Annotated in this window: 13 protein-coding genes and 1 pseudogene; 4 read left to right on the top strand and 10 right to left on the bottom strand. The window is 67.9% G+C overall.

The window, feature by feature from the left end:
• Positions 1 to 88: 88 nt before the first annotated feature.
• The 3 genes from V3B30_RS19880 to V3B30_RS19870 all read right to left on the bottom strand — a co-directional run bounded on the left by V3B30_RS19880 (position 89) and on the right by V3B30_RS19870 (position 3415).
• Positions 89 to 1516, bottom strand: a complete 1428-nt coding sequence (locus tag V3B30_RS19880; RefSeq protein ID WP_262084122.1) for an amino acid permease — start codon at positions 1514 to 1516, stop codon at positions 89 to 91.
• A 282-nt stretch (positions 1517 to 1798) separates the two neighbouring features.
• The gene (leuE, locus tag V3B30_RS19875; protein WP_262084123.1) at positions 1799 to 2428 is read right to left on the bottom strand and encodes a leucine efflux protein LeuE; all 630 of its coding nucleotides are present in this window, start codon (positions 2426 to 2428) and stop codon (positions 1799 to 1801) included.
• A gap of 15 nt (positions 2429 to 2443) precedes the next feature.
• Entirely contained in the window at positions 2444 to 3415 is a 972-nt protein-coding gene (locus V3B30_RS19870; protein ID WP_262084124.1) for a LysR family transcriptional regulator, read from the bottom strand.
• A gap of 90 nt (positions 3416 to 3505) precedes the next feature.
• Here V3B30_RS19870 and V3B30_RS19865 point away from each other — a divergent pair, with 90 nt between their 5' ends.
• Positions 3506 to 4513 (top strand): zinc-binding alcohol dehydrogenase family protein, encoded by a 1008-nt coding sequence (locus tag V3B30_RS19865; RefSeq protein WP_262084125.1) that lies wholly within the window; start codon positions 3506 to 3508, stop codon positions 4511 to 4513.
• 69 nt (positions 4514 to 4582) lie between these two features.
• On the opposite strand, the gene V3B30_RS19860 is transcribed toward V3B30_RS19865, so the two are convergent.
• Positions 4583 to 5188: a glutathione S-transferase N-terminal domain-containing protein gene (locus V3B30_RS19860; protein WP_100475122.1), complete on the bottom strand. Its 606-nt coding sequence runs from the start codon at positions 5186 to 5188 to the stop codon at positions 4583 to 4585.
• A gap of 45 nt (positions 5189 to 5233) precedes the next feature.
• Here V3B30_RS19860 and rmuC point away from each other — a divergent pair, with 45 nt between their 5' ends.
• From rmuC to V3B30_RS19845, 3 genes are all read left to right on the top strand, one after another.
• Complete coding sequence (gene rmuC, locus V3B30_RS19855; RefSeq protein WP_049400349.1) at positions 5234 to 6769, top strand: DNA recombination protein RmuC; 1536 nt, start codon at positions 5234 to 5236, stop codon at positions 6767 to 6769.
• Positions 6770 to 6840: 71 nt separating this feature from the next.
• Positions 6841 to 7239 carry a hypothetical protein gene (locus tag V3B30_RS19850; RefSeq protein ID WP_262084126.1) on the top strand — a complete coding sequence of 133 codons (399 nt, stop codon included), beginning with the start codon at positions 6841 to 6843 and terminating at the stop codon, positions 7237 to 7239.
• 137 nt (positions 7240 to 7376) lie between these two features.
• Complete coding sequence (locus V3B30_RS19845; protein ID WP_262084127.1) at positions 7377 to 7922, top strand: glutathione peroxidase; 546 nt, start codon at positions 7377 to 7379, stop codon at positions 7920 to 7922.
• A 99-nt stretch (positions 7923 to 8021) separates the two neighbouring features.
• On the opposite strand, the gene V3B30_RS19840 is transcribed toward V3B30_RS19845, so the two are convergent.
• The 6 genes and pseudogenes from V3B30_RS19840 to V3B30_RS19815 form a co-directional block, all read right to left on the bottom strand.
• Positions 8022 to 9038: a VacJ family lipoprotein gene (locus V3B30_RS19840; protein ID WP_262084128.1), complete on the bottom strand. Its 1017-nt coding sequence runs from the start codon at positions 9036 to 9038 to the stop codon at positions 8022 to 8024.
• Between the two features lies 1 nt (position 9039).
• On the bottom strand, positions 9040 to 9351 hold the full coding sequence (locus V3B30_RS19835; RefSeq protein ID WP_100475126.1) for an STAS domain-containing protein: 312 nt from the start codon (positions 9349 to 9351) through the stop codon (positions 9040 to 9042).
• A complete protein-coding gene (locus tag V3B30_RS19830) occupies positions 9341 to 10003 on the bottom strand; it encodes an ABC transporter substrate-binding protein (RefSeq protein ID WP_262084129.1) in 663 nt (220 codons plus the stop codon). Before V3B30_RS19830 ends, V3B30_RS19835 begins: the two co-directional genes overlap by 11 nt.
• Before the next feature lie 56 nt (positions 10004 to 10059).
• Positions 10060 to 10524, bottom strand: a pseudogene (mlaD, locus tag V3B30_RS19825) (outer membrane lipid asymmetry maintenance protein MlaD); the annotation flags it as partial.
• Positions 10525 to 10583: 59 nt separating this feature from the next.
• Positions 10584 to 11333 (bottom strand): MlaE family lipid ABC transporter permease subunit, encoded by a 750-nt coding sequence (locus V3B30_RS19820; RefSeq protein WP_100475128.1) that lies wholly within the window; start codon positions 11331 to 11333, stop codon positions 10584 to 10586.
• Positions 11333 to 12121 (bottom strand): ATP-binding cassette domain-containing protein, encoded by a 789-nt coding sequence (locus tag V3B30_RS19815; RefSeq protein ID WP_262084130.1) that lies wholly within the window; start codon positions 12119 to 12121, stop codon positions 11333 to 11335. The genes V3B30_RS19820 and V3B30_RS19815 overlap by 1 nt, the downstream gene beginning before the upstream one ends.
• Positions 12122 to 12279: the final 158 nt, after the last annotated feature.

The raw sequence follows: 12279 nt of genomic DNA, 5'->3' as shown, positions 1-12279 counted from the left end.
CCCCCGGGCCTCTTTCCCCCACCAACCCGGGGGGGCGCCACCGCGGGGGGGGCGGCCCCCCCCCCCCCCCCCACTACCGGTGAAGCGCTTATTTCGCGATCAATGCGTGGCGGCGGCTGTACAGGAAGTACAGCACCAGGCCAACTACGTTCCACACCAGGAAATACAACTGGGTGGTGTGCGGCAGGCTCAGGAACAGGTAGATGCAGCCCAGTGCGGCCAGCGGGCCAACCACGAAGGCCAGCGGCGTGCGGAAGGTACGTTCGCGGTTGGGCTCGCGCAGGCGCAGCACCACCAGGCAGACACCCACTGCAGTGAACGCGGCCAGGGTGCCCGCGTTGGCCAGTGCGGCGATCTCGTCCAGGCGTGCCACGCCGGCCAGGGCCGACACCACCACGGCGGTGAACAGCGTGGTCGCCACCGGCGTGCCGGTACGTGCGTTGACCTTGGACAGGCCACGCGGCAGCAGGCCGTCGCGGCTCATCACGAAGAAGATGCGGCTCTGGCCATACAGGAAGGCCAGCAGCACGGTCGGCAGCGCGATGATCGCGATCACGCCGATCACCATCGCCGCGGTCGGATGGCCGAGCTGGCGCATGATCAGCGCCAGCGGCTCGGCGCTGTGGCCGAACACCGCGTAGCTCATCGCACCAACGGCCGCGAGCGCGACCAGCACGTAGACGATGGTGCAGCCGATCATCGAACCGATGATGCCGATCGACAGGTCGCGGCCCGGGTTCTTGGTCTCTTCGGCCGCGGTGGAGATCGCATCGAAGCCATAGAAGGCGAAGAAGATGATCGCCGCCGCCGCCATTACGCCGTGCTCGACGCCATCAGGGCCCATCGACTTGGCAAAGCCATACGGCATGAACGGCTGCAGGTTGGCGCTGTCGAAGGCGGGCAGGGCCACGGCCACGAAGATGGCCAGCGCGATCAGCTTGAACACCACCAGGATGGCATTGAGGGTGGCGCTTTCCTTGGTGCCGGCCATCAGCATGCCGGCCACCAGCCAGGTGATGACGATCGCCGGCAGGTTGATCATGCCGCCTTCCACGTGCGGGCCCGCTGCCAGCCAGGCCGGCAGGTGCACGTTCCAGCCGAACTGGGTGTGGATCCATTCGAGGAAGCCGACGAAGTAGCCGGACCAGCCCACCGCCACCGTACTCACCACCAGCGAGTATTCCAGGATCAGGCTCCAGCCCACCACCCAGGCGAACACCTCGCCCAGCGCGCTGTAGCTGTAGGTGTAGGCACTGCCGGCGGCCGGCATCATCGTCGACAGCTCGGCATAGGACAGCGCCGCGCAGGCGCAGACCGCTCCGGCGATGGCGAAGGAGATCAGCACCGCCGGTCCGGCCAGGTTGGCTCCGACGCCGATCAGCGTGTAGATGCCGGTGCCGACAATGGCACCGATGCCCAGCGCGATCAGGTGCGGCCAGCTGAGCGTCGGGATCAGACGCCTGCCGGCTTCGTGGACGGTGACGGAATCTAGGGACTTGCGCCGGAACAGGGACATGCAGGCCTCGGAAGGGGTGACTGAGAACGACAAGTTCCCGAGTGTGACCGAACGCAGCGCAGCATTACCACTGACGGGGGTCATGCGCGGGTCAAATGCGCCACCAATGCGCTTGCACGCCGAGCCCGCTGCCGGAATCGGCACAAATACCAGCACGATTCGAAATTACTCGAGGAACCCCCAGGCGTCTGGAGCACCATCCTGTAGTTCACGCCGCTTCCTTGCCGGGCCAGCGGCAGCCATCTTCCTGCCGGGCCTCCGGGCTGGCCGACGGTCAGGATGTCACCCGTTCAGCCCCAAGCGGATGCCGAACCCCACCAGGAACAGCCCGGCCACGCGGCGCAGCGCGTCACTGATCCGCGGGTGCTGGATCAGCCGGCGGCGGGCCAGGTTGCCTACGCCGATCAGCATCGAGCAGTAGGCGATGCTGACCACCAGGATGATGCCGGCCAGCGCGGCGAAGGTGGCGATGCCCTGGTGTGCCTTGGGATCGATGAACAATGGCAGGAAGGCCATGTAGAACAAAATCGCCTTCGGGTTGAGCAGGCTGACCAGGATCGCCTGCTGGAAGTAGCGGCCCGGCTGCATGCGGATCGGGCCGGCGTCGCTACCCTCGTGCTTGGGCGTGCGCAGCAGGCTGATGCCCACCCACACCAGGTAGGCCGCGCCGAGGTACTGCACCGCGTGGAATACCAGTGGGTTGGCCTTGAGCAGCGCAGCCACGCCGGCCAAGGCGAGCCACATCAGGATCTGGTCGCCGACCAGCAGGCCGGCCAGCGCGGTGTAGCCGCCACGCACGCCGCCGCGGCCGGTGGCGGTCAGCAGGGTGAAGGTGCCGGGGCCCGGCAGGGCGAGGAACACCAGCACGGCGACCAGAAACGTCCACAGGTCCTGGATGCCCATCCACGGCATGGCGGTGTTCTCTTGTCACGGGGGGCCGCCATTGTCGGCCAGCGCCGCAGTTGGCGACAGGGGGCGGGCAACGCCATCAGGCATGCCAGACAGCAGCGGTTGCAGGTGCTGGCGCAGCTGCGCGTGCAGTTGCCGCACGGCCGGCGAGAACTGCTTGCGGTGCGGGCACACCAGCTGCAACGGAATGCTGCTGCCAACACCGTCGAGCAGCAGCTGCAGGCGCCCGGCCTGCACGTCCTCGCGCAGGTCCAGCCAGGACTTGTAGGTGATGCCTTCGCCGGCCACCGCCCAGCGCCGCACCACGTCGGCATCGTCGCAGACCAGCGGGCCGCGCACCGGAATCACGCTGCGGCGCCCGTCGACCTCGAACGACCAGCGATCGTAGGCGCGGCCATTGAGTTGATAGACCAGGCAGTCGTGCTCGCGCAGATCCTCCAGGCGCGTGGGAGTGCCACGCCGGCGCAGATAGCCGGGCGAGGCGGCCAGCACGCGCCGGTTGCCTTCCAGCAGCGGCAGGGCGACGTAGTTGGCGTCGTCGAAGTGGCCGATGCGGATGGCCACGTCGACCGGGTCGCGGAACACGTCGGCGACCTCGTCGGACAGGCGCAGGTGCAGGCGCAGCCGTGGATGCGCCGCGCGGAACGCGCTCAGCCACGGCAGCAGCAGGTTGCGGCCGAAGTCCGACGGCGCCGACAGCTGCAGGGTGCCGTGCAGTTCGGCGTCATCGCCCTGCACGCGGGCCTGGCCCTCGCGCAGGGTCGCCAGTACCTCCTGTGCATACGGCAGGTACAGCGCACCCTCACCGGTCAGGCGCAGGCTGCGGGTGGTGCGCACGAACAGGCGCAGGTCCAGCTCGCGTTCCAGCCGCGCCACCGCTGCGGCAACCTGGCCAGGCAGCAGATCGGCCTCGCGGGCCGCCTGCGAGAAGCTGCCCAGCGCGGCAGTGCGGACGAACAGCTGCAGGTCGTCGAAGCGGATCATTTTCATTACTGGAGTGAAAGTGCTGACCGATTCTGCGCCTTTTTGCCGGATCGTGCGCGGCGCAACCTGTCGTCTCCTTCCCCCTGGACCGCTGCCATGCGCGCCATTGCCTACACCCACGCCGGCCTGCCGATCGATGATCCCCAGGCCTTGATCGATATCGACCTGGATCTGCCACAACCCGGCCCGCGCGACCTGCGGGTGGCGGTACGCGCGGTGGCGGTGAACCCGGTCGACACCAAGGTCCGCCGTGGCGTGGCCACCGACGGCCCGCGCGTGCTGGGCTGGGATGCGGTCGGCATCGTCGATGCGGTGGGCAGCGAGGTGACCCTGTTCCAGCCTGGCGACGCGGTCTACTACGCCGGCGTCATCGATCGCCCGGGCAGCAATGCCGAGTACCAGCTGGTGGATGAGCGCAGCGTGGGCCGCAAGCCGGCCCGCCTGGACGATGCGGCCGCCGCCGCGCTGCCGCTGACCGCGATCACCGCCTGGGAGCTGCTGTTCGACCGCCTGCGCATTGCCGAGGGCGGTGGTGAAGGCCAGACCCTGCTGGTGATCGGTGCTGCCGGCGGCGTTGGTTCGATCCTGGTACAGCTGGCGCGGAAGCTGACCAAGCTGACCGTGATCGGCACCGCCTCGCGTCCGGATACCCAGGACTGGGTGCATGCGATGGGCGCGCACCATGTGATCGACCACAGCCTGCCGTTGGCCGAGGGCCTGGCGCGGCTCGGCATCAGCGAGGTGCAGCACGTGGCCAGCCTGACCCATTCCGACCAGCACTACGCGCAGATCGTGGAACTGCTGGCGCCGCAGGGCCAGCTGGGGCTGATCGACGATCCTGGCCAGGTGGACGTGATGGCGCTCAAGCGCAAGGCGTTGTCCCTGCACTGGGAGTCGATGTTCACCCGGCCGCTTTACCGCACCGCCGACATGCAGCGCCAGCACGACCTGCTGAACCGCGTGGCCGAGCTGATCGACACGGGCGTGCTGCAGACCACGCTGGGCGAGCACTTCGGCCGCATCGACGCCGCCAACCTGCGGCGTGCCCACGCGCTGCTGGAAAGCCACCGCGCCAAGGGCAAGATCGTGCTGGAAGGCTGGTAACACCGGCTGTTCCCGCGCCCTTGGGGTCAGATCCCTTTTTTCCCCCGGGAAAGGGATCTGACCCCTGCCTCAGGCCACGCCGTTGTCGACGTGCTCGGCGAAACCCGGCTGCTGCCGCAGGCCTTCGAACCACGCCGCGAGGTGTGGCAGCACGGGCTTGTTGCCGGGCGTGCTGCGCCAGCGTTGGGTCGACAGCCCGAGCACGATATCGGCCAGGGTGAAGGCGTTGCCCGCCACGTAGCCGTCGGTAGTGGCCAGCTGCGCATCAAGGACAGCCATCAGCCGATTCCACTGCGCCAGGCTGGCTTCGGCGCGGGCATCGTCGGGGTAGTCCGGGTGCTGGCGCACGCGCGCCATGAACACGTGGCGCCACGCGCTGTTGAGGTCGCTTGCCTGCCAGTCCATCCACTGCTCCACCCGGGCCCGGTCCTGGGCTTGACCGGGCAACAGGTCGTCGCGGCCGGCGCGCGCTGCCAGGTAGCGACAGATGCTGTTGGACTCCCACAGCACGAAGTCCCCATCACGCAGCACCGGCACCTGACGGTTCGGGTTCAGTGTGGCCAGCAGGCCCGCCGGCGGTTCTGGCTCGTGGTGAAGTGACAGGTCGAGCCCGGCGCACAGCCACAGCACCTTGCGTACGTTGATGGAGGTGGGCTTTCCGTACAGAGCGAGCATGTTCCTGACGCAGCAGCTGAGACTCGGCCAGCCTACACTTCCCCCATGCAAACCGAATATCTGCTCATTGGCGGCCTTCTATTGGCCGTGCTCATCCTGCAGCTGGTCGCCCTGCTGCGCCGCCCGCCGCATGACCGCCTGGAACAGGCGGTGCGCGAGGAGGCGCGGGCCGGGCGCAGCGAGCTGCGCGAACAGCTCGATGGCTTCGCCCGCGCGCTGACCGATCTGTCCACCCGCACCGACCAGCGCCTGGACCTGCTGCGCGAAGCGCTGGGCGAAGATGCCCGAAAGGCGCGCGCCGAAGCGGCCGAGAGCCAGCAGCGGGGCGCGGCGTTGATGGGACAGCGGCTGCAGGAACTGCGCGGCCAGCTGGAGACCTTCGGCCAGCAGCAGGAAGCCCGCATCCATGCCTTTGGCCAGCAGCTGCAGGAGCTCACCGGGCGTACCGATACCCAGCTCGGCGCGCTGCGGCAGACCCTGGTGGACGATGCACGCAAGGGCCGCGAGGAGGGCGCTCAGTCGCAGCAGCGCCTGACCGAAAGCCTGGGCCTGCGCCTGCAGGAACTGACCCAACGCAACGAGCAGCGCATCGCCGAGATGCGCACGACGCTGGAAGAACAGCTGCGCGCGCTGCAGAGCGACAATGCGCAGAAGCTGGAACAGATGCGCGTGACGGTGGATGAGAAGTTGCAGTCGACGCTGGAAACACGCCTCGGCCAGTCCTTCAAACTGGTCTCGGAGCGCCTGGAACAGGTGCAGCGCGGCCTCGGCGAGATGCAGCAGCTGGCCACCGGCGTGGGCGACCTCAAGCGCGTGCTGACCAACGTCAAGACGCGCGGCAGCTGGGGTGAAGTACAGCTGGAGAACATCCTCGAGCAGACCCTGATCCAGGAGCAGTATGCGCGCGGGGTGAAAGTACGCCCGGATAGTGGCGAGATGGTCGATATCGCCGTGCGCCTGCCGGGCCGCAGCAGCGATGACACGCCGGTGTGGCTGCCGATCGACTCCAAGTTCCCTCGCGAAGACTACGAGCGCCTGCTGGACGCACAGGAGCAGGGCGACGCCGAACTGGTACGCGTGCAGGGTGCGCAGCTGGAGCGTGCGGTGAAGGTGCAGGCCAAGTCGATCTGCGAGAAGTACATCGTGCCGCCGCACACCACCGACTTCGCAGTGATGTTCCTGCCCACCGAAGGCCTGTATGCCGAGGTGATCCGGCGCCCCGGCCTGGTCGATCTGCTGCAGCGTGACCACCGCGTGGTGGTCGCCGGGCCGACCACGATCACCGCGCTGCTCAACAGCCTGCAGATGGGTTTCCGCACACTGGCCATCGAGAAGCGCTCCAGCGAGGTATGGAGCCTGCTGGGTGCGGTGAAGACCGAATTCGGCAAGTTCGGCGATGTGCTGGACAACGTGAAGGCCAAGCTGGACCAGGCCAGCAAGCAGATCGACCAGACCGGGGTGCGCACCCGCGCGATCGCCCGCAAGCTGAGGGATGTCGAGTCGCTGCCGGTTGAGCAGAGCCGCCAGTTGCTGCCGGACGCGCTGCCAGCAGAGGAAGGCAGTGACGGCGACGAGGCCTGAGCCACGCTGACACGCCGCCTGCATCGCCGATGCGTATGCTGGCGGCCTGTCCGCTTCGATCAGGTATCGTCATGCGCCTGCGCCGCTTCACCAGCCTTGTCCTGACCGCGCTGCTTGCCGCCTGCAGCAGCGCACCACCGGCCGCCGATACGGCGGCGGCACCTGCCGCAGCCACCAGCCCCGAAGCGGCCGAAGCGTACCGCGAAGCACGTGACGTCGACTGCCAGGCTGCCGGCGGCACCCTGCAGCGGCTTGGCCGGCTGCAGCGCGAGCAGTGCGTGATTCCCTATGCCGACGCCGGCAAGGCCTGCAGCCGCAGGAGTGACTGCACCGGCCAGTGCCTGGCCACGGGCGAAGCGGCCGTCGGCAGTGCCGCCACCGGTACCTGCCAGCGCGACGTGCGCCAGAATTTCGGCTGCCGCCAGCGCATTGATGACGGCAAGGCGCAGGGCACGATCTGCGTGGACTGATCGTAGTGTCGGCCGCTGGCCGGCATCCTCATGAACCCTTGCGAACGATCGCACCTTTGCCGGCCAGCGGCCGGCACTACCGGCATCGCGCGGCGCTATGCTGGTGGGCCATTCCCCGCTGTTGCCGGAGCCCCCGCGTGAGCACCCCGATCCAGGACATTTCCCTCACCACCATCGACGGCCAGCCGTCCTCGCTTGCCGACTACCAGGGCAAGGTGCTGCTGCTGGTCAACGTCGCCTCCAAGTGTGGCCTGACCCCGCAGTACGAAGGCCTGCAGGCGCTGTATGCGGAAAAGCACGCGCAGGGCCTGGAAGTACTGGGCTTCCCCGCCAACAACTTCCTCGGCCAGGAGCCGGGCAGCGAGGCCGAGATCCAGCAGTTCTGCCAGCTTACCTACGACGTCAGCTTCCCGATGTTCTCCAAGATCAGCGTGGCCGGTGACGACACCCATCCGCTGTACCAGCAGCTGACCGCCGCCCAGCCGCAGTCGATCGGCGAAGGCCCGCTGCGTGAGCGCCTGGCCAGCAAGGAGATCCCGATCCATCCGGCACCGGCGGTGCTGTGGAACTTCGAGAAGTTCCTGGTCGGCCGCGACGGCCAGGTCATCGCGCGCTTTGCCCCGGACGTGGCTGCCGATGACGCGCGCCTGCGTGAAGCCATCGAGGCCGCGCTGGCTGCCTGAGGAGCGCGTGCCCACCAAGGTGGCACCTACCGGAAAAGCACCTTGCTGGAAAAGAAAAACCCCGCCGAGGCGGGGTTTTTCATGCATTGATGCGCGGCTTCAGTGGGTCCACTGCGGCATCGGCATCGCATCGACCGGGATCGGCGAATTGGCATCATCGTGGCCGCGGTCGCGCTTGCTGCGCAGATCGTTCTCGATCTGGTAGTTGCGCCGCTGCATCCAGGCATCGCGTACCAGCGAGTATTCGTCCACGGCGGTGTCACGCAGATCGTCGATCGCCAGCAGCTGCGCACGGGTGTCGACCAGCTGCAGGCCCTGCAGGCCGATGCGGATCTTGTCCTCTTCGATGCGGCGAATCGGCGACAACGGGATGTCACCGGCCAGGCCGAACACATCGCGCACGGTACGCGGACCGAAGAACGGCAGTTCCACGTAGCGCGAACGCCGCCAGCCCCAGGCGCCGAGGGTCTGGCCGAAGTCTTCATTGCGACGCGGCACCATCGCCTTGCTGGCCGGATCGAACAGGCCACCGATGCCCAGCGTGCTGTTCATCAGGAAGCGGCCGAGGGTGTCCCACGCGTCGGCTCCGCGGCCCTGCAGCAGCTGGTTGGTGATGGTCACCGGCGCGCGCAGGTTGCTGAAGAAGTTGCTGACGCCGGTACGCGCGAAGCGCGGCACCACATGGGTATAGGCGGTGGCCAGCGGGCGGGCCACCCCGCGGTCGACCGCATTGTTGAACGCGTGGACCTTGCGGTTGAACGGTTCCCACGGATCGTAGGCGGCGGCACTGCCGGTGTTGCCGGTGCCACCATACAGGGCGTCGAAATCATCGTCGCCATCGGCGGCGGTGGACGCTGCGGTCTTCGGTGTGCCGTCCTCTGCACCCTGTGCCGCAGCCGTCGGCGACGACGCGGCGGGTGCCGGAGGGGTGGCCACGGGAGCGACCGGAGCAGCGTCGACCATGCCGGTATCGGCCGTTGCGGCGGGTGCTTCGGCAGCCGGGCTGGGCGCGACCATGGTGCTGGCGATCGGAGCATCGCTGCGCGCGGGCTTGCCGGCACAGGCGGTCAGGGCGGTGGCCAGGACGATCAGGGGGAAAGTGCGTACGACGTTCATGTCAGCTCGCAGCAGAAGTAGCGTTGAAATCCAGGTCGGGCGACAGCCGGTAGGCTGCGCTCAGCTCGTTGTAACCGGCTGGCGCGCCGGAAATGGCCAGCGTATGGCCGGCCTTGCGTGCACGGGCCGCCAGTTCGGCCAGCAGGGCCAGGCCGGCGCTGTCCACGCGCTCGACTTCGCCCAGCTCCAGCCGCGCCAGCTTGGCCGGCAGGGCCTGCAGTTGCGGCCACAGCGCGATCACCGCGGCACGGTCGAGCACCCCGCGCAGGCGCAGGGCGTCGCCTTCCAGCAGCGCCAGGGCGTTACTTGCCATTGCCCGCGGGCCCGGCCTGCATGCTGCCGCTGTGCAGTTCACTGGCCACCTGCTTGATGCCCTTCTGGCGCAGCGGGGTATCGAACTGGTTGCGGAAGGTCTGCACGTAGGAGATGCCTTCGATGTTGACGTCGAAGATCTTCCACTGGCCGTTCACGTTGCGCATCCAGTACTCGACCGGGGTCGGTTCGTTGCCGGCCCGCACCAGTTCGGTGCTCACGCGCACGCCGCGGTTGCCTGGCAGCGGGCTCTCACCCTTCAGGCGGAAGCTCGGCTTGCCCTGGATGTTGAGCAGGGTCGAACCGTAGCGCTGCATCAGGCTGTCGGCCATGGCATCGGCGAACAGCTTGATGTCGGCATCCGAGGCGCCGCGTGCGTGCGTGCCCAGTACCAGGCGCGCGGCGTAGTCGCGATCGAAGGTGCGGTTCAGTTCGCTGTCGATGTAGCTGCGCAGGCTGGCCGGGTTGCTGCTGAACTCGCTGCGGCGCTGCTGCAGGGTGGTGAGGATGCGCGTGCTGGCATCGATCACCACCTTGCCGGCCTGGCCCTGCGTCGCGGCTGCGGCGGGGGCGGCGGCCTGGGCCTGGGCGAGGAACGGCGTGGCCAGCAGCAGCGTCGAGGCGAGCAGGGCCGGGATCAGTTTCATCTTCATGGTTGCGGTTCCGTTGCAGGCGCCTGTGCGCCATCGTTGGGCTTCTGGCCTGCGCCACCACCGGCGCCGCCACTGAACATGTACTTGCCGACCAGCTGGATCAGGTCGACTGCTGGCTGGGTGAAGACGATCTCGTCACCGGCCTTGAGCACGTCCGGGTCACCGCCCGGCTGCAGACCGATATAGCTCTCGCCCAGCAAACCACTGGTGAAGATACCGGCCGAGGTGTCCGCCGGCAGGTCCTTGACCTTGCTGTCCATGCGCAGGGTCACGATGGATTCGAACTTCACCGGATCCAGGTCGATCGAGGCGACCTGGCCGACAGTGACGCCACCGATCTTCACCGGCGCCTGCTTGCGCAGCTGGCCGACTTGGGAGAAGCGCGCCTTCAGCTCGTAGCCCTGGCTGCCCCAGCTCCAGCGCTGGTTGGTCGAGGCCACGGCCAGCACCATCAGCGAGGCCAGGGCCAGCAGCAGGAAGGCGCCGACGGAGAATTCGAGTCTGGGACCGCGGATGGCCATGTGGATTACCTGATCGAGTCGTGGTGGCCGCGCGCGCCTGCGCACCGCCGTGGAGGGGGTTAGGTGAACAACATTGCCGACAGCACGAAGTTGAACATCAGCACCAGCAGCGAGGCATTGACCACCGCACGGGTGGTCGCCACCGAGGTGCCCTCGATGGTCGGCTCAGCATGGAAACCAACGTAGGCGGCGACCAGCGCGGCGGTGCCGCCGAAGATCGCCGACTTCAGCATCGCCACGCCGAAGTCATCCCAGAAATCGACGCTGTTGCGCAGTGCCGACCAGAACACGCCATTGTCCAGGCCCAGCACGTGCACCGCTTCGAAGTAGCTGGCGCTGATCGCCAGCGAGCAGAAGATGCCGGTCAGCAGCGGCACGGTCAGCACCGCCGCCCAGAAGCGTGGCGCGACAGCCTTGGCCACCGGGTCGATCGCCATCAGTTCCAACGCCTTGATCTGGTCGGTGGCACGCATCAGGCCCAGTTCGGCGGCAATCGAACTGCCGGCGCGGCCGATGAACAGCAGCGCGGTCAGCACCGGCGCCAGCTCGCGGTACAGCGACAGGCCGAGCAGGGTCGACAGCGCGTCGGCCGCACCGAAGGTGGTCAGCGTGCGATAGCCCTGCAGGGTCAGCACCAGGCCGACGAAGGCACCACCGACGGCGATGATCGGCAGCGAGCGCGCGCCGATCTTGTAGATCTCGCGGGTCAGCTCGGCCAGGAAGTCACCGGTCGGCAGCGAACCACGCAGCACGGTCAGCGAGAACAGGCCGGCGCGGCCCAGCGAGCGGGTGGCTTGGACGAACGGCATCAGGCGACCCTCGCGCGCGGCGCGGCATCGAACGGAATGGGGCCATCGGGCTGGCCGTGCAGGAACTGCCGCAGCAGCGGGTCCTGGCTGGACTGCAGCGCCTCGGGCGTGCCCTGGAACACGATGCCGCCATTGGCAATGGCGATCACCTGGTCGCAGATCGGCAGGGTCTCGTGCACGTGGTGGCTGACGATGATGCTGGTCAGGCCCAGGCTGTGGTTGAGGCGCTGGATCAGGCTCATGATCACCCCCGAGGCGATCGGGTCCAGACCGGTCAGCGGCTCGTCGTAGATCATCAGCGGCGGGTCCAGCGCCAGCGCGCGGGCCAGCGCCACGCGGCGCGCCATGCCACCGGACAGCTCGCGCGGCCAGGCATCGGCCGCGGCCAGCAGGCCCACCGCATGCAGCTTCATTTCCACCAGCCGGCGCAGCACGGCGGTCGGCAGGCGGGTATGCGTACGCAGCGGCAGCGCGACGTTTTCGGCCACAGTGAGGTCGGTCAGCAGGCCATTGCCCTGCAGCAGCACACCCACGCTCTTGCGCATCTCCAGCAGTGCGCCGCTGTCATGCGGAATCGACTTGCCGAACAGGGTGACTTCGCCGGCGACCGGGCGCAGTTCGCCGGTCAGTGCCGCCAGCAGGGTCGACTTGCCGCTGCCGGATGGACCCAGCACCGCGGTGATGCTGCCCTTCGGCACCTGCAGCGACACGTCGCGCAGGATCGTGCGCCCGCTCCGGTCGATGCGGACGTTGGATAACTGCACCAGACTGGAGGTGGAAGCCGACATGGGCACCATTAACGTTTTTTAGACATCGAAGGATCGGGTCCGTCGGCTGAACATAAGCAGACTGGACGGTCCAGTATTGTGGCACGGCAAGACCCTTGCCAGGCCGGGACAATCGGCTGGCTGCCCGGAACAATCCGTACTGGCGATGGGCCGGCCAT

This window comes from Stenotrophomonas sp. SMYL41 (assembly GCF_036319965.1).
GTDB classification, from domain to species: domain Bacteria; phylum Pseudomonadota; class Gammaproteobacteria; order Xanthomonadales; family Xanthomonadaceae; genus Stenotrophomonas; species Stenotrophomonas maltophilia_R.
The sequence above is the reverse complement of the archived record's forward strand: the minus strand, read 5'-3'. Positions and strand labels throughout refer to the sequence as shown.

Coding starts and splice junctions, on each gene's coding strand:
- V3B30_RS19880 (WP_262084122.1), bottom strand. CDS start 1,516: ATGTCCCTGTTCCGGCGCAAGTCCCTAGATTCCGTCACCGTCCACGAA.
- leuE (WP_262084123.1), bottom strand. CDS start 2,428: ATGCCGTGGATGGGCATCCAGGACCTGTGGACGTTTCTGGTCGCCGTG.
- V3B30_RS19870 (WP_262084124.1), bottom strand. CDS start 3,415: ATGAAAATGATCCGCTTCGACGACCTGCAGCTGTTCGTCCGCACTGCC.
- V3B30_RS19865 (WP_262084125.1), top strand. CDS start 3,506: ATGCGCGCCATTGCCTACACCCACGCCGGCCTGCCGATCGATGATCCC.
- V3B30_RS19860 (WP_100475122.1), bottom strand. CDS start 5,188: ATGCTCGCTCTGTACGGAAAGCCCACCTCCATCAACGTACGCAAGGTG.
- rmuC (WP_049400349.1), top strand. CDS start 5,234: ATGCAAACCGAATATCTGCTCATTGGCGGCCTTCTATTGGCCGTGCTC.
- V3B30_RS19850 (WP_262084126.1), top strand. CDS start 6,841: ATGCGCCTGCGCCGCTTCACCAGCCTTGTCCTGACCGCGCTGCTTGCC.
- V3B30_RS19840 (WP_262084128.1), bottom strand. CDS start 9,038: ATGAACGTCGTACGCACTTTCCCCCTGATCGTCCTGGCCACCGCCCTG.
- V3B30_RS19835 (WP_100475126.1), bottom strand. CDS start 9,351: ATGGCAAGTAACGCCCTGGCGCTGCTGGAAGGCGACGCCCTGCGCCTG.
- V3B30_RS19830 (WP_262084129.1), bottom strand. CDS start 10,003: ATGAAGATGAAACTGATCCCGGCCCTGCTCGCCTCGACGCTGCTGCTG.
- V3B30_RS19820 (WP_100475128.1), bottom strand. CDS start 11,333: ATGCCGTTCGTCCAAGCCACCCGCTCGCTGGGCCGCGCCGGCCTGTTC.
- V3B30_RS19815 (WP_262084130.1), bottom strand. CDS start 12,121: ATGTCGGCTTCCACCTCCAGTCTGGTGCAGTTATCCAACGTCCGCATC.